The sequence below is a fragment of the Streptomyces echinoruber genome, from assembly GCF_014651135.1.
In the GTDB taxonomy this organism is placed as follows: domain Bacteria; phylum Actinomycetota; class Actinomycetes; order Streptomycetales; family Streptomycetaceae; genus Streptomyces; species Streptomyces echinoruber.
Genome location: NZ_BMWH01000001.1, coordinates 406964 through 427021 on the forward strand (window position 1 = coordinate 406964; position 20058 = coordinate 427021).

A 20058-nucleotide genomic window follows, 5' to 3' on the forward strand; every position below is an offset into this window, starting at 1 on the left:
CACTAAGTCGACATGTGGCGCCCGTTCAACGAACACGCCGAACCTCCCGTTTTTCTTTTCACCCTATGTGATCAGCTATAGCGATGCCCAACCAGGGTGCTGGCCTGCGCGGATGTGCGTCAACTCCCCGACGACGCGGGAGCGGTCGGAACACTCACATCGAAGTGCCGGGCGTTCGGGGCGGCTTTCATCAGGGCGGTGAGCGTACGGGCCTTGGCGCGGCTCTGTTCGGCGCTGCCCCACGCGACGGTGCGTCCGCCGCCCAGTTCCAGCTCGATGTCGTCGTAGGAGCGCACCCTGACCCGCCGGGTGTCGCGGGCGACGGCGTCCGGGAGTCGGGCGGCGACCGCCACCGCCTCGCGCACCAGCGCGTCGCGGCCGAAGCGGCGCAGGCTGGCGGCGGCCGAACCGGGCCGGGAGGTGTCGAGGGCGAGCAGGGGGACGCCCTGCGGCGCCCGTGCGACGGTGGCGAACCGCACGCCCTCGTCGTCCACTTCGACGTATCCGCCACTCCCGCCCTGCCGGGTCACCAGCACCGGGGTGCGCTCGGTCACCTTCAGGCCGATGCCGTGCGGCCAGGCGCGGACCACGTCGACGGAGTCGATGCGGCGCAGGGCGCGGCGCAGACGTGTCTCGATCGCGCCGGTGTCGACCGAGGCGAGCGGGGCGCCGACGGGCACCCGGGCGGCCTCCCGGACCTGTCCGGGCGTCAGGACCCGCGTGCCGGAGACGGACACGTGGCGCACGCGCAGCCACGGAGAGCCGTAGAGCAGCCAGGCGGTGGCGCCGGCCAGCAGCACGGCTGCGGCGGCGAGCAGGACGAGCGTGCGCCGCCGCGGCAGCCCCGGGCGCCGCCGCGGGGGCGGGCCGGAGGAGTCCTGCTGGCGTTCGCCCCGCTCGGCGGTCGTCGGTCCGGCCACGCGCGCTCCTTTCCTGGGCTCGGCCCGCCTCCGGGGCGCCCCCGCCGGAGCCGGGAGGCCGGCCGTGCTCGCCCTCCCGGCTCCGGCGCGCCCCTTCGGCTCACTCGCCGATGCGATGGCCAGCCGATGCGATGACTAGCCGATGCGATGGCCAGCCGATGCGATGACTAGTGGTGTGCACGGTGGGCGGCGATCGCCTCGTACACCATGCCGACGAGCAGTTCGTCGGCGTCCCGGCGGCCGAACTCTCCGGCGGCGCGGGACATCTGGTACAGCCGGTGCGGGTCGGCGAGCACGGGCAGGACGTTCTGCTGCACCCACTCGGGCGTGAGGTCCGCGTCGTCGACGAGGAGTCCGCCGCCGGCCTTCACCACCGGCTGGGCGTTCAGCCGCTGTTCGCCGTTGCCGATGGGCAGCGGGACGTAGGCGGCCGGCAGGCCGACGGCGGAGAGTTCGGCGACGGTCATCGCGCCGGCGCGGCAGAGCATCATGTCGGCCGCGGCGTACGCGAGGTCCATCCGGTCCAGGTAACTTACCGGAATGTAGGGGGGCATGCCGGGCATCTGGTGCACCTGCGGCAGTTCGTTCTTCGGGCCGACCGCGTGCAGGATCTGGATGCCGGCCTGCTGCAGGTACGGCGCGACGGCCTGGGTCACCTCGTTCAGGCGGCGGGCACCCTGCGAGCCGCCGGAGACCAGCAGCGTGGGCAGGTTGGGGTCGAGGCCGAAGGCCGCGCGGGCCTCGGGGCGCACGGCTGCCCGGTCCAGGGTGGCGATGGAGCGGCGCAGCGGGATGCCGATGTAGCGCGCGTTGCGCAGCTTGCTGTCGGGGGTGGCGACGGCGACCTGGCTGGCGTACCGGGAGCCGATCTTGTTGGCCAGGCCGGGACGGGCGTTGGCCTCGTGGACGACGATCGGCACGCCCAGGCGCTTGGCGGCCAGGTAGCCGGGCAGGGCGACGTAGCCGCCGAAGCCGACCACGACGTCCGCCTTGGTGCGCTCCAGGACCTGCTCGGCCGCCTTGATCGTGCCGCGCAGCCGGCCCGGGACGGTGATCAGTTCAGGGGTGGGCTTGCGGGGCAGCGGCACCGCCGGGATCAGCGCCAGCTCGTAGCCCCGCTGCGGCACGAGCTTGGTCTCCAGGCCGCGCTCCGTGCCCAGGGCCGTGATCCCCACGGTCGGGTCCTGCCTGCGCAGGGCGTCCGCGAGGGCGAGCGCGGGCTCGATGTGGCCCGCGGTGCCCCCGCCGGCGAGTACGACATGCACCGAAATTCACCGCTCTCCGGACGTGCGCGCCGCCGTGGCGCGCCGTCGCATCGTGTTCCATCTCCGGGACCCCTCACGGCCCCCGGTCCGCTTTCTACCAAAGCGGGGTTGCCGCATCGCAAGCGCGGCCCGCGCAGCGGGCTCGTCGCGCGCGAAGGCGATCAGCAGCCCGATGGCGAACATGGTCGGCAGCAGGGCGGATCCCCCGTAGGAGAACAGCGGGAGCGGGACGCCGGCGATCGGCAGCAGGCCGAGCACCGCACCGATGTTGATCACGGCCTGGACCGTGATCCAGGTGGTCACGCCTCCCGCGGCATACCGAACGAAGGGGTCCTCCGTGCGTCCGGCCACGCGGATGCCCGCATAGCCTAGAGCCGCGAACAGCGCCAGCACCGACAGCGTTCCCGCCAGGCCCAGTTCCTCACCGGTGACGGCGAAGATGAAGTCGGTGTGGGCTTCGGGGAGTTGGCCCCATTTTTCCACACTGGCGCCGAGGCCGGAGCCGAAGAGCCCGCCGGAGGCCAGGGCGTAGATGCCGTGCACCGCCTGCCAGCACCTGGTGACGTCGGTGGAGCCCACGCAGGCGAAGCGGTCCAGGCGGTTGGGGCTGGTCTGGATGAGGACGACGCCGATCACGGCGGCCAGCGACAGCACGCCCACGAAGAGCCGCGTGGGCGCGCCGGCCAGCCACAGCAGGCCGAACAGGATCGCGGTGAGGATGATCGCGGTGCCCATGTCGCCGCCGAGCATGATCAGTCCCAGCAGCAGGAAGGCGACCGGGACCAGCGGCACCAGCATGTGCTTCCACTGGGTGAGCAGCTTCTTGTCCTGCTTGCGCGCCATGAGGTCGGCGCCCCACAGCACCAGGGCGAGCTTGCCGAACTCGCTGGGCTGGATCTGGAAGGAGCCGCCCAGCGAGATCCAGTTCTGGTTGCCGTTGACCGCCATCCCTATCCCCGGCACCTGCACCAGCGCCATGAGGAAGACGGCGCCCGCCAGGATCGGGTAGGCCAGCGCCCGGTGCAGCTTGACCGGCATCCGCGAGGCGGCGTACAGCAGGCCGCCGCCGATGACCGCGGCCAGCAGCTGCTTGCGGAAGAAGTACGACCCGGGCAGCGACATCTGCAGCGCGGTGATCTGGGAGGCCGAGTAGACCATCACCAGGCCCAGCACGGTGATCAGCAGGCTGCCGCCGAAGATCAGGTAGTAGGCGGTCAGCGGCCGGTCCCAGGCGCGGCGCAGCCGCATGTGCAGCCGGCGGACCGGGTTCTCCCGCGGGGCGCGGGAGACGGCGGGCCGCCGCACGGTGCGCTGCACGGGCGGGCGGCCGGTACGGCTACCGGGCATCGGCGCCCCCGCCGTACGTCGGCCCCACCGGGTACGTCCGGCTCACCGGTCCCACGCGTCCCTCCCAAGGTCGCCCGGCAGGCGGCCGGGTCAGGCGCCGAGTTCGCGAACCGCCTCCGCGAACGCGTCACCGCGCTGGTTGTAGTTGGCGAACATGTCCATGGAGGCGCAGGCCGGGGCCAGCAGGACGGTGTCGCCCGGCCGCGCGAGCCGCTGGGCCTCCCGGACAGCCTCGCGCATCGCCCCAGTGTCGGTCCGGTCGAGGTCGACGACGGGGACCTCGGGGGCGTGTCGCGCCAGGGCGTCGCGGATCAGCGCGCGATCGGCGCCGATCAGGACCACGCCGCGCAGCCGTTTGGCCGAGGTCGCGACCAGTTCGTCGAAGGTCGCGCCCTTGGCCAGGCCGCCGGCGATCCACACGACCGACTCGTAGGCCGCCAACGACGCCTGCGCGGCGTGGGTGTTGGTGGCCTTGGAGTCGTCGACCCAGGCGACGCCGCCGACGTCGGCGACGTGCGCGATGCGGTGGGCGTCGGGCCGGAAGGCGCGCAGACCGTCGCGCACGGCCTGCGCGGGCACGCCGAAGGCGCGGGCGAGGGCCGCGGCGGCGAGGGCGTTGGCGATGTTGTGCGGGGCCGGCGGGTGGACGTCGGAGACCTCGGCGAGCTCCTGGGCGTTGCGCCGGCGGTCCTCGACGAAGGCGCGGTCGACCAGGAGGCCGTCGACGACGCCGAGTTGGGAGGGGGCCGGGGTGCCCAGGGTGAAGCCGATCGCGCGGCAGCCCTCCTCGACGTCCGCCTGCCGGACCAGGTCCTCGGTGGCCTTGTCGGCGGCGTTGTAGACGCAGGCGACCTTGTTGCCCTCGTAGATGCGGCCCTTGTCGGCGGCGTAGGCCTCCATGGAGCCGTGCCAGTCGAGGTGGTCGGGGGCCAGGTTGAGCACCGCGGCGGAGTGGGCGCGCAGGGAGGGCGCCCAGTGCAGCTGGTAGCTGGACAGCTCCACCGCCAGGACGTCGTACGGCTCCTCGCCGAGGACGGCGTCGAGGAGGGAGACGCCGATGTTGCCGACGGCGGCCGTGCGCAGGCCCGCCGCCTGGAGGATGGCGGCGAGCATCCGGACGGTGGTGGTCTTGCCGTTGGTGCCGGTGACCGCGAGCCAGGGCGCCGCGCCGGGCCGGCGCAGCCGCCAGGCCAGCTCCACGTCGCCCCAGACGGGCACGCCCGCCCGCGCGGCCGCCGTGAACAGCGGCTTGTCCGGCCGCCAGCCGGGGGCGGTGACGACGAGCTCGGTGCCCTCGGGCAGGGTGTCGCCGTCGCCGAGGCGGACGGTGACGCCGAGCGCCTCGAGCTCGGCGGCCTGGGCGCGGGCGCGCTCGTCGGCGCCGTCGTTGACGACCGTCACGCGCGCGCCCAGGCCGTGCAGGACCCTGGCCGCCGGGACGCCGGAGACGCCGAGTCCGGCGACGGTGACGTGCTTGCCGTCCCAGTGGATGTCCTGCTCGTCGGTCACTTGTCCGCCGCCCATCCCGCGTAGAAGAGGCCCAGTCCGACAATCACACAGATGCCCTGAATGATCCAGAAGCGGACCACGACCAGGACCTCGGACCAGCCCTTGAGTTCGAAGTGGTGCTGCAGCGGCGCCATCCGGAAGACGCGCTTGCCGGTCAGGCGGAAGGAGCCGACCTGGATCACCACGGACATGGTGATCAGCACGAACAGGCCGCCCAGCAGCGCCAGCAGCAGCTCGGTGCGCGAGCAGATCGCCAGGCCCGCGAGCACGCCGCCGAGGGCGAGCGAGCCGGTGTCGCCCATGAAGATCTTCGCCGGGGAGGTGTTCCACCACAGGAAGCCCAGGCAGGCGCCCATCAGCGCGGAGGCGACGACCGCGAGGTCGAGCGGGTCGCGCACCTCGTAGCAGGCGTTGGGGTTGGTCAGGGTGAGCGCGTTGGCGCAGGACTCCTGGAACTGCCAGACGCCGATGAAGGTGTAGGCGCCGAAGACGAGGACGGAGGCGCCGGTGGCCAGGCCGTCCAGACCGTCCGTCAGGTTCACGCCGTTGGACATCGCCAGGATCATGAACAGCGCCCAGACCACGAACAGCACCGGGCCGATCGACCAGCCGAAGTCGGTGATGAACGACAGCTTCGTGGAGGCGGGCGTGTTGCCGCGGTTGTCCGCGAACTGCAGCGACAGCACCGCGAAGGCGATGCCGACGATGAGCTGGCCGGCCATCTTCGCCTTGGCGCGCAGACCGAGCGAACGACGCTTGACGATCTTGATGTAGTCGTCGAGGAAGCCGACCAGGCCCATGCCCACCATCAGGCCGAGCACCAGCAGGCCCGAGAAGGTCGGCGCCGCGTCCGCCTCCTCGTCCAGGTAGCCCGTGATCACCTTGGCCAGGAAGTACGCGGCGACCGTCGCCAGGATGAAGGCGATGCCGCCCATGGTCGGCGTACCGCGCTTGCTGTGGTGCTCGCGCGGACCGTCGTCGCGGATGTACTGCCCGTAGCCCTTGCGGGCCAGCAGCTTGATCAGCAGCGGGGTGCCGACGAGGCTGAGGAACAGACCAATGACTCCTGCGAACAGGATCTGCTTCATCATCGGGCGGCAACCTCACCCTCGGCACCGGTCTCGAGCAGCGCCTGCGCCACCCGCTCGAGTCCGACCGACCGCGACGCCTTCACGAGGACGACGTCTCCCGGGCGCAACTCGCTGCGCAGCAGGTCGATCGCCGCCTGTGCGTCGGACACGTGCACCGACTCCTCACCCCACGAACCCTCGTTATATGCGCCCAGTTGCAGCCAGGACGCTTCCCTGCCCCCGACCGCGACGAGCTTGCTGACGTTGAGCCGGACGGCGAGCCGTCCGACCGCGTCGTGCTCGGCGAGCGCCTCGTCCCCGAGCTCGGCCATCTTGCCGAGCACCGCCCACGTACGACGCCCCTTGCCCATGGCCACCAGGGCCCGCAGGGCGGCCCGCATGGACTCGGGGTTCGCGTTGTAGGCGTCGTTGACGACCGTCACGCCGTCCGGGCGCTCGGTGACCTCCATCCGCCAGCGGGAGAGGGAGCCCGCCTCCGAGAGCGCGGTGGCGATCTCTTCCGCGGACATGCCCAGCTCGTGGGCGACGGCGGCCGCGGCGAGCGCGTTCGACACGTGGTGCTCACCGTACAGGCGCAGGGTCACGGTGCTTGCACCGGAGGGTGTGTGAAGGGTGAAGGAGGGCTGTCCGCTGTCCGTGAGTCGCACGTTCTCGGCGCGAACGTCCGCTTCGTCGGACTCCCCGAAAAAGACCACCTTCGCCTTCGTACGGGAGGCCATGGCGCGGACGTAGGGATCGTCGAGGTTGAGGACGGCGGTGCCGTCCTCCGGCAGCGCCTCGACCAACTCGCCCTTGGCCTGGGCGATCTGCTCGCGGCCGCCGAACTCGCCGATGTGCGCGGAGCCGACGTTGAGCACCACGCCGATCCGCGGCGGGGTCAGGCCGGTGAGGTAGCGGATGTGGCCGATGCCGCGGGCGCCCATCTCCAGCACCAGGAACCGGGTTTCCTCGGTGGCGCTGAGCGCGGTGAGCGGCAGCCCGATCTCGTTGTTGAGCGAGCCCGGCGTGAACACGGTCGGCGCCTTGCGCTGCAGCACCTGGGCGATGAGGTCCTTGGTGCTGGTCTTGCCGGCCGAGCCGGTCAGGCCGATGAGGGTGGCGCCGAGGCGGCGTACGACATGGCGGGCGAGGGCGCCGAGGGCGCGCTGGACGTCGTCGACGACGACGGCGGGCACACCGACCGGGCGGGTGCCCAGCACGGCGACGGCGCCCGCCTCGACCGCGGCGCGGGCGAAGTCGTGGCCGTCGACGCGCTCGCCGGCGAAGGCGACGAACAGGCTGCCGGGTCCCACCTCCCGGGAGTCCCGGACCACCGGCCCGGTGACGTGTACGGAGGGATCCGGTATGTCGTGCGTCTGCCCGCCGACGACGTCTGCGATCTCGGCGAGGGAGAGGGCGATCACAAGTTCATCCCCTGGGTCTTCCGGGTTTTCATCCCTGGGTCTTCTGGATTGCTTCGCGAAGCACCTGGCGGTCGTCGAAGGGACGGACCACACCGGCGATGTCCTGGCCCTGCTCGTGGCCCTTGCCGGCGACCAGCACGGTGTCGCCGGGCTGCGCGCGGGCGACGGCCGCGGCGATCGCGGCGGCCCGGTCCTCGAAGAGGAGCACCTCGCCGCGCTCGTGCGCGGGCACCGAGGCCGCGCCCTGCAGCATGGTGGCGAGGATCGCCAGCGGGTCCTCCGAGCGGGGGTTGTCGGAGGTCAGTACGGCCGTGTCGGCCAGCCGCGCCGCGGCGGCGCCCATCGGCGCCCGCTTGCTGCGGTCGCGGTCGCCGCCGCAGCCGATGACGACGTGCAGCCGGCCCTCGGTGACCTTGCGCAGCGCCTTCAGGACCGACTCGACGGCGTCGGTCTTGTGGGCGTAGTCGACGACCGCGAGGTAGGGCTGCCCGGCGTCCACGCGCTCCAGGCGGCCCGGCACGCCGGGGACGGCGGCGACGCCGTCGGCGGCGGCCTGCGGATCGAGCCCGGCGGTGGCCAGGGCGGCGATCGCGGCGAGGGTGTTGGCCACGTTGAACGGGCCCGGCAGCGGCGACCGGGCGGCGATGCGCTCGCCGTGCGGGCCGAGCACGGTGAACGTCGAGTCGATGGGGCCGATCCGGACGTCCTCGGCGCGCCAGTCGGCGTCGGGGCGGCCCTCGGCGGAGTAGGTGACGACCGGGACGGTGGCCTCCCGGGCGAGGCGGCGGCCGTACTCGTCGTCGACGTTGACCACGCCGCGCCTGCTGCGTTCCGGTGTGAACAGCCGCGCCTTGGCCCGGAAGTAGTCCTCCATGTCGGAGTGGAACTCCATGTGCTCCGGGCTGAGGTTGGTGAAGACGCCGACGTCGAAGACACAGCCGTCGACGCGGCCGAGCACGAGGGCGTGGCTGGAGACCTCCATGGCGACCGCCTCGACGCCGCGTTCGCGCATGACGGCGAACAGCGCCTGCAGGTCGGTGGCTTCGGGGGTGGTGCGCTCGGACTTGATGCGCTCGTCCCCGACGCGCATCTCGACCGTGCCGATCAGGCCGGTCTTCTTCGCCGTCCGCAGGCCACCCTCGACGAGGTAGGCGGTGGTGGTCTTGCCGGAGGTGCCGGTGATGCCGATCTGCAGCAGGTCGCGTCCGGGGTGGCCGTAGATGGCGGCCGCCAGCTCGCCCATCCGTCCGCGCGGGTCGTCGACGACCAGCACCGGCAGGCCCGTGGCGGCGGCGCGCTCGGCGCCGGCCGGGTCGGTCAGCACCGCGACGGCGCCCAGGCCGGCCGCCTGCGCGACGAAGTCGGCGCCGTGCGCGCGGGCGCCGGGCAGGGCGGCGTACAGGTCGCCGGGGCGCACCGCGCGCGAGTCGTGGGTGATGCCCGTGACCCCGGTCGCACCACCTCCCGCGCCGTCCTGCGTGCTGCCTTCCGGTGCGGTGACACCCAGCTGATCGGCGAGCTCCGCGAGGGGTGTGGCGGAGACCTGTACCGGTCGCGGCGGTCCCGGATATGTCACGGAAGCGCCTTTCTGGGTGGTGTGGGACTGATCAGCGTGTGGCACGGCGGTGAGCGTACCGGGCGCACCGGCCCCGGAGCGAAGCGAGGGGCTGGAGGTGCCGTGGTTCCCAAGATCGGGGGTGATGGTCGTCACGGGCTGTTCCTGGGTCGTCGGTGCGGTGCGGGCCGGTCGGCGGTGCCCGTCGGGGCGCGCGGGTGCCCGTCGGGGCCGGTGGGCGCCCAGTCAGGGCGAGTAGCTGACGGGCAGTTTCGCGGGTTTCGTCCCGGTCGGCGGGATCTGCAGGGTCTTGAGCGCGAACTCCATCACCTGCTTGTAGACGGGGCCGCAGATCTGGCCGCCGAAGTAGCTGCCCCGGGTGGCGTTCTGGATGGCGCAGTAGACCGTGACGCGGGGCTTGTCGGCGGGGGCGAAACCGGCGAAGGACGACGTGTACCCGTGGTAGCGGCCGGTGGCCGGATCCACTCGGTTGGCGGTACCGGTTTTTCCCGCGACCCGGTAGCCGGGGATGCGGGCCTTGGTGCCGGTGCCCTCCTCGTCGTCGACGACGGACTCCAGCATCTCGGCGAGCTGCCGGGCCGTCCTGGCGCCGACGACCCTGGTCTTCTCGGGTTCCGGCGCCGGGGTGAAGTGTCCGTCGGCCCCTCTGGTGCCGCGCACCAGAGTCGGCTCGACACGGACGCCGCCGTTGGCGATGGTCGAGTAGACGGACGCGGCCTGCAGGGCGTTGATCGACATGCCTTGGCCGAAAGGAATCGTGTACTGCTGCGAGGTGGACCACCGTTCCGGCGGCGCCAGGATGCCCTTGGTCTCGCCGGGGAAGCCGAGCCCGGTGTAGCTGCCGATGCCGAACTTGCGCAGGTAGGAGTAGAGGACCCGGTTGGCCTGCGCCTGGGTCCTGCCGAGCTGGCCGGTGGCGAGGATGGTGCCGATGTTGCTGGACTTGGCGAGCACGCCGTTGAGCGTCAGGTACCAGGTGGCGTGGTCGACGTCGTCCTGGAAGAGCCGGTCGCCGCGGTGCAGCCGGTTGGGCACGACGACGTGGGTGAGGGGCGTGGCCACGCCCCGTTCCAGGACGGCGGCCATCGACATGACCTTGGCGGTGGAGCCGGGCTCGTAGGCGTCCTGCACGGCCGCGTTGCCGAGGGCGGCCGGGTCCGCCTTGGACAGGTCGTTGGGGTCGAAGCCGGGCGCGTTGGCCATGGCGAGGATCTGACCGGTGCGGGTGTCCTGCACGATGACGTAGCCGCGGTCGGCCTTGGACTTCTCCACCTGCTCGGTGAGGGCGTTCTGCGCGGCCCACTGGATGTCGCGGTCGATGGTGAGCTCGACGTCGCTGCCGGGCACGGCGGGCGTCTCGGTGGAGCCGGCGGTGGGCACCTCGCGGCCGCCGGACTGGACATAGCGGACCTTGCCGTCCTTGCCGGCCAGCTGCTTGTCCCACTGCCGCTCGATGCCGCCGCCGCCCCTGCCCTCGGCATTGACCCAGCCCAGCAGCGCGGCGGCGAGGTCGCCGTTGGGGTAGACCCGCTTGCTGCTGGGGGCGGAGAAGACGCCGGCGAGGACGTTGGGGGTGGACTTGTCCGTCTCGGCCTTCTTCGCCAGCGCCGTCTTCAGGTCCTGGATCTGCTTCCACACCTGCGGGGTCCGGCGGCGCGCGAGCAGCACGTACCGGGTGTGGGGCGTCTGCAGCTTCCGGGTCAGCTCCGCCTGGTCCTGGCCGAGGATCGGCGCGAGGAGCGCGGCCGCCTGCTGCGGGCCGTCGCCGGTCTTCAGCTGCTTGCGCGTGAACATCGTCGGGTCGGCCGTGATGTCGTACGCGTCCACGCTGGTCGCCAGGGCCACGCCGTTGCGGTCGGTGATCTCGCCGCGCTCGGCGGGGAGGGTGTGCACGACGTAGCGGTTCCGCTCGGCCCGGGCGGCGTACGCGCCGGCGTCGACGGCCTGCACCTGCAGCAGCCGGACGACGAAGACCAGCAGGACGAGGGTCAGCGCGAGACCGACCAGGCGCAGCCGGGGGCGGGGGCTGCCCAGCTTGAGGGGGCGCGGGGCCGCGGGGCGGGCCGGGGCGGGGCGGCGGGCCGGGCGTGCGCCGGCGCCGGGGCGGCGCTGCTGCCCGCCGGGGCGGACGGGCCGGGCGGGTCCGGGCACGCGGCGGCGCGGCGGTTGCCTGTCGGACACTTCCGTCACCTGCCGGGGGTCGGGGTCGTGGCGGGCTGCGACACGGTGGGGGCGGGGGTGGACACCGGGGCCGGTGCCGGGGTGGAGCCGGGGCTCGCGCCGGACGGGGGCGGCGCCGTGGTGGGCGCCGGGGTGGCCGCCGTGGTGGGCGCCGTGGTGGGCAGGGCCTCGGGCGGCGCGACGGCCGCGGGGGCGTCCAGCACGGCGCTTCCGGGCGCGGCGTCCCCGGGTGCGGCGGAGGGGACGCCCTTGACGCTGCCGTCGGGGCCGAGGAAGGCCGGGTCGCCGCCGGGCACCATGCCGAGCTCCTGGGCGCGCCGCTGGAGGGCGTCGGGCGCGGAGTAGGCGTCGATGTCCCGCTGCAGGGCCTGCTGCTCGTCGGTGAGGTTCTTGACGTCGTGCTGCAGGTCGTCCCTCTGGAACGACCCCTCGCTCAGCGCGGAGTTCAGCAGCAGCAGCGCGATGAGGCCGCCGCCGAGGAGCAGCACGACGAGCAGCACGAACGGGGTGCGGGCCGCCTGCCCCGGCTCCGCCGGGAACAGCCGCGCCAGCCGCGCGGCACGCCCCCGCAGCTCGGGTTTCCTAGCCACCCGTCCTCCCCTCGGCCCGCGCACCGGCCGCCTCCCCCGCGCTCCCGGCCCCGCGGACGGCCGACGCGCCGGCGGGCACGCGCGGGCACGGCACGGGGACGGGCGGTTGCGCGGGGGTACGGGGCCCGGGGGCGCCGACGGGCACGCGCGGGTGGAGGGCGTTCCCGGCCGCGCGCGCACGGGCGTCGCCTCCCGGCGGCCGCACGTGCGCTCGGCGCGCCGACGGCCACACGCGGGCCGGGTGCACCGGCGGCCGCACGCGGGCCCGGTGCGCCGGCGGGCGCACGCGGGCCCGGTGCGCCGGCGGGCGCGCGGGTGCCCGGCCCGCAGGCAACGGCACGTGCGCCCCGTCTGCCGTTCCCCGTCGCGTCACTCGACGTCCTCCCTGATGCGCTGGGCCGCACGCAGCCGCGCGGGCGCCGCCCGGCGGTTGGCCGCGATCTCCTCCTCGGTGGGAAGTTCGGCACCGCGCGTCAGCAGCTTGAGCCGCGGCTGGTAGCGCTCGGGGACGACGGGGAGCCCGGGGGGCGCGGTGGAGGCGGCGCCGGCCGCGAACACCTGCTTGACGAGGCGGTCCTCGAGCGAGTGGTACGACAGCACGGCCATCCGCCCGCCGACGTCCAGCGCCTTCACGGCGGCGGGGATCGCCCGTTCCAGCACGGCGAGTTCGCCGTTGACCTCGATGCGCAGCGCCTGGAAGGTGCGCTTGGCCGGGTTGCCGCCGGTGCGTTTGGCGGCCTGCGGCAGCGCGTCGCGGATCAGCTGCACCAGGCGGGCGCTGGTGGTGAACGGCTCCTTCTCGCGCTCGCGCACGATCGCGGCGACGATCCGCTTGGCCTGCTTCTCCTCGCCGTAGGTGCGCAGGATGCGGACGAGTTCGCCGGCCGGGTAGGTGTTGAGGACCTCGGCCGCGCTGATGCCGGTCGTCTGGTCCATGCGCATGTCCAGCGGGGCGTCCTGGGCGTAGGCGAAGCCGCGGCCGGCCTCGTCGAGTTGCAGGGAGGACACCCCGAGGTCGAACAGGACGCCCTGGACGCGCGCGATGCCCAGCCGGCCGAGGACGTCGGGGAGTTCGTCGTAGACGGCGTGCACCAGGGTGGCCCGTTCGCCGAACGGGGCCAGGCGCTCGCCGGACAGCCGCAGCGCCTCCTTGTCGCGGTCCAGGCCGACCAGCCGCAGCCCGGGGAACCGGCTCAGCAGCGCCTCGCTGTGGCCGCCGAGGCCGAGCGTGCAGTCGACGGCCACCGCTCCCGGCTCCTGCAGTGCGGGCGCCAGCAGGTCCAGGCACCGCTGGAGCATCACCGGGACGTGTCGACTCTGGCTCAAGGGGGCCTCTCCTGTTCGTCCGGCGCGCTCCGGGGCGTCGGCCGGGGCGGGAGGAGGCCGGGCCGTACGTACGCGCCGCGCACGTGGGGAGACCGCCGGAGGTCGCCGGCGCCTTCGGGGATGTCGGTGCAGCGGGGAGGCCGCGCCTCCCGCTTCGCGTCACTTTAGTCCACCCTGTCTCCCGGTCAATCAACCGGCCTGCGCGTCGCCCGGCACGGCCGGTGCGGGGACGCCTTCGGACGCCATTCACCCGTACGGCGTAATCCGGGGCCGGTTGTGCAGTGACTCACAACAAGCCGCGATGGCGCTCTTTGTCCTTCTTCACCGCAGGACTGAACGGCGTGCGGCCAGTAATGTCGTCACCATGACGACTTCTGCAGCAGCTCACCCCGGCGCCGAGGGCGCCACAGCAGGCGGCGGCTCCGTCATCGACCGCCTCGTCGAGGCCAACCAGCGCTACGCCGCCGAGTTCACCGACCCGGGCATGGACGCCCGCCCGGTCCTCAAGGTCGCCGTCGTGGCCTGCATGGACGCGCGTCTGGACCTGCACGCGGCGCTCGGCCTGAAGCTCGGCGACTGCCACACCATCCGCAACGCGGGCGGCGTCGTCACCGACGACGTGATCCGCTCGCTCACGATCAGCCAGCGCAAGCTGGGCACGCGCAGCATCGTCCTGATCCACCACACCGGCTGCGGCCTGGAGGCGATCACCGAGGACTTCCGCACCGAGCTGGAGATGGAGGTCGGCCAGCGGCCGTCCTGGGCGGTGGAGGCGTTCAAGGACGTCGACCAGGACGTGCGCCAGTCGATGCAGCGGGTGCGCACCTCGCCGTTCCTGCTGCACACCGACGACGTGCGCGGCTTCGTCTTCGACGTCAAGACGGGCCTGCTGCGCGAGGTCGACCCGGCCTGACCGGCGCGTCCGGCCGGCCCACCCGTCTGGAACACCTGCTGAACACCCGCTGAACACCCGCGGCGGCCGCACCGTAAAGGTCATAAGACCCGACATATCGCGGCCGGTTGTCCACAGGCGAGTGACACGAATCGGTAACGGCGGCAAGAATGCGGGTGTGGCGTCACGCGGAACTTTTCGCGCGTGGTGTCCGTGTTTCGGGGTGGGCCGGTCGCACTTGGCGGTACTCGGCCCGGAGAAAGAACGGGCCGAGGAGGGCCGGGTGACGACCTATGACGATCGAGCGAGCCTTACAGATCTGACCGCCACCGCGGAGCGGATCCGCAGTTCGGTGGAAGGAGTGATCGAGGGCAAGCCCGAGGTCGTACGGCTTTCGCTGACCGTGCTGCTCGCCGAGGGGCATCTTCTGATCGAGGACGTCCCCGGGGTGGGCAAGACAATGCTCGCCAAGGCGCTGGCACGGTCCATCGACTGCTCGGTGCGGCGCATCCAGTTCACCCCCGACCTGCTGCCGTCGGACATCACCGGCGTGTCCATCTGGGACCAGCAGCGCCGGGACTTCGAGTTCAAGCCGGGCGCCGTCTTCGCGCAGATCGTGATCGGCGACGAGATCAACCGCGCCTCCCCCAAGACCCAGTCGGCGCTGCTGGAGTCCATGGAGGAGCGGCAGGTCACCATCGACGGGCAGACCTACGAACTGCCCAGCCCCTTCATGGTGGTGGCCACGCAGAACCCGGTGGAGATGGAGGGCACCTACCCGCTGCCGGAGGCCCAGCGCGACCGTTTCATGGCCCGCGTCTCGGTCGGCTACCCCAGCGTCGAGGCCGAGGTGCAGATGCTCGACGTGCACGGCGGCGTCTCCCCGCTGGAGGACCTGCAGCCGGTGGCGCACGCGCACGAGATCGTGAAGCTGATCGAGGCGGTACGCGGCGTGCACGTCGCCGAGCCGGTGCGGCGGTACGCGGTGGAGCTGGTCGCCGCCACGCGCACCCATCCCGAGCTCAGACTCGGCGCGTCGCCGCGCGCGACGCTGCACCTGCTGCGCGCCGCCAAGGCGGCCGCGGCCCTCGGCGGCCGGGAGTACGCGCTGCCGGACGACGTGCAGGCCCTCGCCGTGGCGGTGCTGGCGCACCGGCTGCTGCCCACGGCGCAGGCCCAGCTCAACCGCCGTACGGCGGAGCAGGTGGTCCAGGAGATCGTGCAGCACACGCCGGTACCGGCGGCGCCCCGGCAAAGCGGCCTCGGGCTGGGCCGCGGGGCGCCGGTGTTCGGCCAGCAGCCGCCGCGGAGGCTGTGATGGCCACCGGCGCGGCGGGGCCCGCGGAGGGCGACCGGCACGAGGGCGGGCTGCGCACACTGCTGGCCGGCCTGACCACCCGCGGCCGCTCCTTCCTCGCCGCCGGGATCGCGGCCGCCGTCTGCGCCTACGTCCTCGGGCAGAGCGACCTGCTGCGCGTCGGGCTGCTGCTGGCGACGCTGCCGCTGGTGTGCGCGGCCGTGCTGTACCGCACCCGCTACCGGGTCGCGGGCAGCCGGCGCCTGTCCCCCGCGCGGGTGCCGGCCGGCGCCGAGGCCCGCGTCCACCTGCGGCTGGAGAACGTCTCGCGGCTGCCCACCGGCCTGCTGATGCTGCAGGACCGGGTGCCCTACGTGCTCGGGCCGCGCCCCCGGTTCGTCCTGGACCGGGTGGAGCCGGGCGGCCGCCGCGAGGTGTCCTACCGGGTCCGCTCCGACCTGCGCGGCCGCTACCCGCTGGGCCCGCTGCAGCTGCGGCTGTCCGATCCGTTCGGGATGTGCGAACTGACCCGGTCCTTCTCCGCGTACGACACGCTGACCGTCATCCCGCGCGTGGAGCCGCTGCCGCCGGTGCGGCTGGGCGGCGAGGCACAGGGCCACGGCGACGGGCGGCAGCGCTCGCTGGCGCTGGCGGGCGAGGACGACGTGATCCCGCGCGAGTACCGGTACGGCGACGACCTGCGCCGCGTGCACTGGCGCTCCACCGCGCGCTACGGCGAGCTGATGGTGCGCCGCGAGGAGCAGCCGCAGCGGGCCCGCTGCACGGTGCTGCTCGACACCCGGGGCATCGCCTACGCGGGCGCGGGCCCGGAGTCGGCCTTCGAGTGGGCGGTGTCCGGCACGGCCTCCGTGCTCGTCCACATGCTGGAGCGCGGCTTCTCGGTACGGCTGCTGACCGACACCGGCGACTTGGTGCCGGGCGAGGGCGCCGACGGGTTCTCGGGGCCGGCGCAGGAGTCGGCGGAGGCGGCCGGGCTGATGATGGACACCCTGGCGGTGATCGACCACTCGGACGGCGCGGGCCTGTCCCGGGCGTACGACGTGCTGCGCGGCGCCCACGAGGGGCTGCTGGTGGCGTTCTTCGGCGACCTGGACGAGGAACAGGCGGCGATCGCGGCGAGGATACGGCAGCGCAGCGCGGCCGCGGTGGCGTTCGTACTGGACAGCGACGCGTGGGAACGGGAGCCGACCGACGTGCCCGGCCCGCCGCGCGGGACGGACGGAGCACAGGATCCGCTGCGGGTGCTGCGCGAGGCCGGCTGGACCGTGCTGAGCGTGCCGCGGGGCGCCTCACTGGGCGAGCTGTGGCGGCAGGCGGACCGGGAGCGCGCGGGCATCGGCGGCGTGGGCGTGGCCGGCGTGGGCGCCGGGGAGGTGCGGTGATGAGCGGGCGGGCACGACTGACGCTGTGCGCCTGGGCGGCCACGCTGCTGGCGGCGTGCGCCCTGCTGCCCCTGGTCAGCCCGGCGACCTGGCTGCCGCAGGCGGCCTTCCTGCTGGCGGTGCAGACCGGCGTGGGCGCGGCGGCCCGGCGGGTGCCGCTGGCCCGGCCGCTGACCGTGGCGGCGCAGGCCCTGGTGACGCTGATACTGCTGACGTTGGTGTTCGCGCACCGGCAGGCCCTGGCCGGGCTGGTGCCGACCGCGGGTTCCTTCCGGCACTTCGCGCAGCTGCTGCAGCAGGGCGGGGACGACGTCAGCCGGTACGCGATCCCGGCCCCGCTGTCGGACGGCATACGGCTCATGCTCGTCGGCGGCGTGCTGCTGGTGGGGCTGCTGGTGGACGCCCTCGCGGTGACGTTCCGCAGCGCCGCCCCGGCCGGCCTGCCGCTGCTCGCGCTGTACTCGGTGGCCGCGGGCCTGTCCGACGGCGGCACCGACTGGCTGTGGTTCCTGCTGGCGGCCGCCGGCTACCTGATGCTGCTGCTCGCGGAGGGCCGGGAACGGCTCGCCCAGTGGGGCCGGATCTTCGGCGGGGCGCCGCGCACCGCGTCCGGCGAGCCCGCCGGTGCCGTGGCCCCGGTGCGCACCGGCCGGCGCATCGGCGCGGTCACACTGGGCCTCGCCCTGGTGGTGCCGGCGGCGCTGCCCGCGATGGACGGCGGCCTGTTCGACGGCGCCGGAGCGGGGGTCGGCACGGGACCCGGGGGCATCGGCGCGGGCTCCGCGGTCGACCCGCTGGTGTCGCTGCGCGACAGCCTGAACGTGGACGAGGACCGCACGGTGTTGACGCTGAGGACGTCCACCAACGACATCTCCGACCTCTACCTGCGGATCGTCTCCCTGGACGACTTCGACGGGACGACCTGGAAACCGTCCCAGCGCCGGTACGTCGCCGTGCCCGACCGGTTCCCCACGCCGCCGGGTCTGGCCTCCGGCGTCAAACGGACCGTGATCGACAGCACGGTCGCCGCGGCCGACTGGTACGCGCAGGAGCGGCTGCCCATGCCGTACCCGCCGAGCGGCGTGCGGGTCGACGGCAGCTGGCGCTACGAGCCGGTGGGCATGACGCTGGCCGGCGACCACGGCCAGAGCACCCGCGGAATCCGCTACGAGGTGCGGAGCCTGGAGGTGCGGCCGACGGCGGCCCAGCTGGCCTCGGCGCCGGAGCCGCCTCAGGCGCTCGAGCGCGCGTACACGCGGCTGCCGGACTCGCTGCCCGCGGTGGTGGCCCGCACCGCCCGCAAGGTGACCGAGGGCGCGGCGAACCACTACGAGCAGGCGGTGCGGCTGCAGGACTACTTCGCGCTGACCGGGGGCTTCCAGTACGACACCCGGGTACAGGTCGGCGGCGGTCCGCAGGCGATCGCCCGCTTCCTGAAGGACAAGCGGGGCTTTTGCGTGCACTTCTCCTTCGCGATGGCCGCGATGGCCCGCACGCTGGGCATCCCGGCCCGGATAGCGGTGGGCTTCGCCCCCGGCACCCTGCAGGGGGACGGTTCGATCGCGGTGGGCCTGAAGGACGCGCACGCCTGGCCCGAGCTGTACTTCGAGGGCGTCGGCTGGACCCGTTTCGAGCCCACTCCGAGCCGCGGCACGACGCCGTCGTACACCCAGCCCGAGTCCTCCGGCAGCACCCTGCCGGACCCGGCGCTGCCCTCCCAGGGCGCCTCCTCCGCGCCCTCGGCGGCCCCGTCGGCGGGGGCGAGCTGCCCGCCGGAGCTGAGGCGGCTGCAGGAGTGCGCGAGCGCGGCCCCGCAGACCGCCGTGTCCCGGGACGACGGCCACCACCTGTGGTATCTGGGCGTCGGGCTGCCGGTGGCGGTGCTCGCGGGCCTCGCGGTGCTGCTGACGCCCCTGCTGTACCGCACCCGGAGGCGGGCCGTCCGCTTCGGTGGTCACGGCCGCGGCGAGGCGGACGTGGCGCTGCGCACGCTCGCCGTCTGGCAGGAGCTGATCGACACGGCCTGGGACCACGGCATCGTCCCCGACGACTCCCTCACGCCCCGCGGGACGGCTGCCCGCATCGTCCGCCTCGGCCACCTGGACCCGGTGGCGGCGGCCTGCGTCCACCGGGTCGCGGACGCCGTGGAGCAGGTCCTGTACGCGCCCGTCCCCCGGCCCGCGCCGGGTCTCGCTGACGACGTCCGCCGGGTCACGCGGGCGCTGCACAGCCAGGCCGGCCGCGCGACGCGCCTGCGGGCGACGTTCGCGCCGCGGTCCAACATCCGCGCGCTGTGGGCACTGTCGGACCGCTGGGCCGCGCTCAGGACCCGTCTGGCGGCGGTCCGGCCGCCGCTGCGGAGGCCATCGGGGCAGCAGGGCTGAGGTGGGGCAGGGGCAGCAGGGCTGAGGCGGCGGCTGGCGGGCGAGGCGTCGCGGCGGGTCTCTCCGGCCGGCCGTCGTGCGGCGGGTCCCCGTCCGGCCGTCGCGACGAGGGGTTCCGCCCGGACACCGCGACAAGGCCACCGCGGCAAGGGTTCCACCGGGCCGCCGCGGCAGGGGTTCCACCCATGCGGAGCGGGCTTTTCCGCCCTCCCGACGCCGTGTTGGCGCCCCCGGCGAGGAGGGGGGAGTTCCTGTCGGAGACAGGGCCGAGGGGGTGACCACGCGCGGTGGTCACCCCCTCGGTACGTCTCGGTACGTGGGGTGGGGAGCCGGTGGCTACATGCCGCCCTGCTGCTCGTCGCGGCGTCGCTGCCAGCGCTGTTCGATGCGTTCCATCATGGAGCGCCGGGGGCGGCCCTGACGTCGGAAGTGGGCGCCGTCGGCCGGGTGCTCGCCCGGCTTGGGGACCTTGCGCCAGCTGGTCACCGCGAGGACCGCGCAGCCCAGCATGACCAGGAACCCGACCACGCTGACCCAGATCTGCTGGGCGACCATTCCGGCCATGAGGAGCGCGATACCAAGGAGGAAGCCCGCAACCGCCTGGTAGACCCGCCGCCGGGTGTACGTACGCAGCCCGCTTCCCTCGAGCGCCGACGCGAACTTGGGATCTTCGGCGTACAGCGCTCGCTCCATCTGCTCGAGCATGCGCTGCTCGTGCTCCGAGAGCGGCACGGAGTCCTCCTCATCGTGCAGTCGCCGGGGCGACTCGTGGGGGTCTCTTCAGGATAGGCAGGGAACCGCCCCCGTGAAACCCGCCCCTCTGCGCCAATTGGCCAGCCGGAATCCGTCATGGCCGTTCCGGCTCGCTGAAGCT

15 protein-coding genes are annotated in these 20058 nt (G+C 73.6%); 4 read left to right on the forward strand and 11 right to left on the reverse strand.

Annotated features, from left to right (window positions below):
* Positions 1-119 precede the first annotated feature (119 nt).
* The 10 genes from IE225_RS01650 to rsmH all read right to left on the reverse strand — a co-directional run bounded on the left by IE225_RS01650 (position 120) and on the right by rsmH (position 13208).
* Positions 120-920: a cell division protein FtsQ/DivIB gene (locus tag IE225_RS01650; protein WP_190055437.1), complete on the reverse strand. Its 801-nt coding sequence runs from the start codon at positions 918-920 to the stop codon at positions 120-122.
* Between the two features lie 167 nt (positions 921-1087).
* Positions 1088-2185, reverse strand: coding sequence for an undecaprenyldiphospho-muramoylpentapeptide beta-N-acetylglucosaminyltransferase (gene murG / locus IE225_RS01655; protein ID WP_190055438.1), 1098 nt, complete (start codon positions 2183-2185; stop codon positions 1088-1090).
* A gap of 6 nt (positions 2186-2191) precedes the next feature.
* Positions 2192-3532 (reverse strand): putative lipid II flippase FtsW, encoded by a 1341-nt coding sequence (ftsW, locus tag IE225_RS01660; RefSeq protein WP_190055439.1) that lies wholly within the window; start codon positions 3530-3532, stop codon positions 2192-2194.
* 90 nt (positions 3533-3622) lie between these two features.
* On the reverse strand, positions 3623-5056 hold the full coding sequence (gene murD, locus IE225_RS01665; protein WP_190055440.1) for a UDP-N-acetylmuramoyl-L-alanine--D-glutamate ligase: 1434 nt from the start codon (positions 5054-5056) through the stop codon (positions 3623-3625).
* Positions 5038-6129 carry a phospho-N-acetylmuramoyl-pentapeptide-transferase gene (gene mraY, locus IE225_RS01670; RefSeq protein WP_190055683.1) on the reverse strand — a complete coding sequence of 364 codons (1092 nt, stop codon included), beginning with the start codon at positions 6127-6129 and terminating at the stop codon, positions 5038-5040. The genes murD and mraY overlap by 19 nt, the downstream gene beginning before the upstream one ends.
* Entirely contained in the window at positions 6129-7535 is a 1407-nt protein-coding gene (locus IE225_RS01675; RefSeq protein ID WP_190055441.1) for a UDP-N-acetylmuramoyl-tripeptide--D-alanyl-D-alanine ligase, read from the reverse strand. Before IE225_RS01675 ends, mraY begins: the two co-directional genes overlap by 1 nt.
* A 28-nt stretch (positions 7536-7563) precedes the next feature.
* Positions 7564-9111, reverse strand: a complete 1548-nt coding sequence (locus IE225_RS01680) for a UDP-N-acetylmuramoyl-L-alanyl-D-glutamate--2,6-diaminopimelate ligase (protein WP_190055442.1) — start codon at positions 9109-9111, stop codon at positions 7564-7566.
* 225 nt (positions 9112-9336) lie between these two features.
* Complete coding sequence (locus IE225_RS01685) at positions 9337-11292, reverse strand: peptidoglycan D,D-transpeptidase FtsI family protein (protein ID WP_308432429.1); 1956 nt, start codon at positions 11290-11292, stop codon at positions 9337-9339.
* 5 nt (positions 11293-11297) lie between these two features.
* The gene (gene ftsL, locus IE225_RS01690; protein ID WP_190055444.1) at positions 11298-11882 is read right to left on the reverse strand and encodes a cell division protein FtsL; all 585 of its coding nucleotides are present in this window, start codon (positions 11880-11882) and stop codon (positions 11298-11300) included.
* A 369-nt stretch (positions 11883-12251) separates the two neighbouring features.
* Positions 12252-13208 (reverse strand): 16S rRNA (cytosine(1402)-N(4))-methyltransferase RsmH, encoded by a 957-nt coding sequence (rsmH, locus tag IE225_RS01695; RefSeq protein WP_190055445.1) that lies wholly within the window; start codon positions 13206-13208, stop codon positions 12252-12254.
* A gap of 301 nt (positions 13209-13509) precedes the next feature.
* Between rsmH and IE225_RS01700 the strand changes: the two genes are divergently transcribed.
* From IE225_RS01700 to IE225_RS01715, 4 genes are all read left to right on the forward strand, one after another.
* The gene (locus IE225_RS01700; RefSeq protein ID WP_190055446.1) at positions 13510-14121 is read left to right on the forward strand and encodes a beta-class carbonic anhydrase; all 612 of its coding nucleotides are present in this window, start codon (positions 13510-13512) and stop codon (positions 14119-14121) included.
* A 262-nt stretch (positions 14122-14383) separates the two neighbouring features.
* Positions 14384-15418 (forward strand): AAA family ATPase, encoded by a 1035-nt coding sequence (locus IE225_RS01705; RefSeq protein WP_190055447.1) that lies wholly within the window; start codon positions 14384-14386, stop codon positions 15416-15418.
* Positions 15418-16800, forward strand: a complete 1383-nt coding sequence (locus IE225_RS01710) for a DUF58 domain-containing protein (protein ID WP_190055448.1) — start codon at positions 15418-15420, stop codon at positions 16798-16800. Before IE225_RS01705 ends, IE225_RS01710 begins: the two co-directional genes overlap by 1 nt.
* Positions 16800-19184, forward strand: a complete 2385-nt coding sequence (locus IE225_RS01715) for a transglutaminase TgpA family protein (protein WP_190055449.1) — start codon at positions 16800-16802, stop codon at positions 19182-19184. Before IE225_RS01710 ends, IE225_RS01715 begins: the two co-directional genes overlap by 1 nt.
* Before the next feature lie 336 nt (positions 19185-19520).
* Here the strand turns inward: IE225_RS01715 and IE225_RS01720 are convergent, their stop codons facing one another.
* Positions 19521-19916: an SCO2097 family morphological protein gene (locus IE225_RS01720; RefSeq protein ID WP_190055450.1), complete on the reverse strand. Its 396-nt coding sequence runs from the start codon at positions 19914-19916 to the stop codon at positions 19521-19523.
* Between the last annotated feature and the right edge of the window lie 142 nt (positions 19917-20058).

Coding starts and splice junctions, on each gene's coding strand:
- ftsW (WP_190055439.1), bottom strand. CDS start 3,532: ATGCCCGGTAGCCGTACCGGCCGCCCGCCCGTGCAGCGCACCGTGCGG.
- murD (WP_190055440.1), bottom strand. CDS start 5,056: ATGGGCGGCGGACAAGTGACCGACGAGCAGGACATCCACTGGGACGGC.
- mraY (WP_190055683.1), bottom strand. CDS start 6,129: ATGAAGCAGATCCTGTTCGCAGGAGTCATTGGTCTGTTCCTCAGCCTC.
- IE225_RS01700 (WP_190055446.1), top strand. CDS start 13,510: ATGGCGCTCTTTGTCCTTCTTCACCGCAGGACTGAACGGCGTGCGGCC.
- IE225_RS01710 (WP_190055448.1), top strand. CDS start 15,418: ATGGCCACCGGCGCGGCGGGGCCCGCGGAGGGCGACCGGCACGAGGGC.
- IE225_RS01715 (WP_190055449.1), top strand. CDS start 16,800: ATGAGCGGGCGGGCACGACTGACGCTGTGCGCCTGGGCGGCCACGCTG.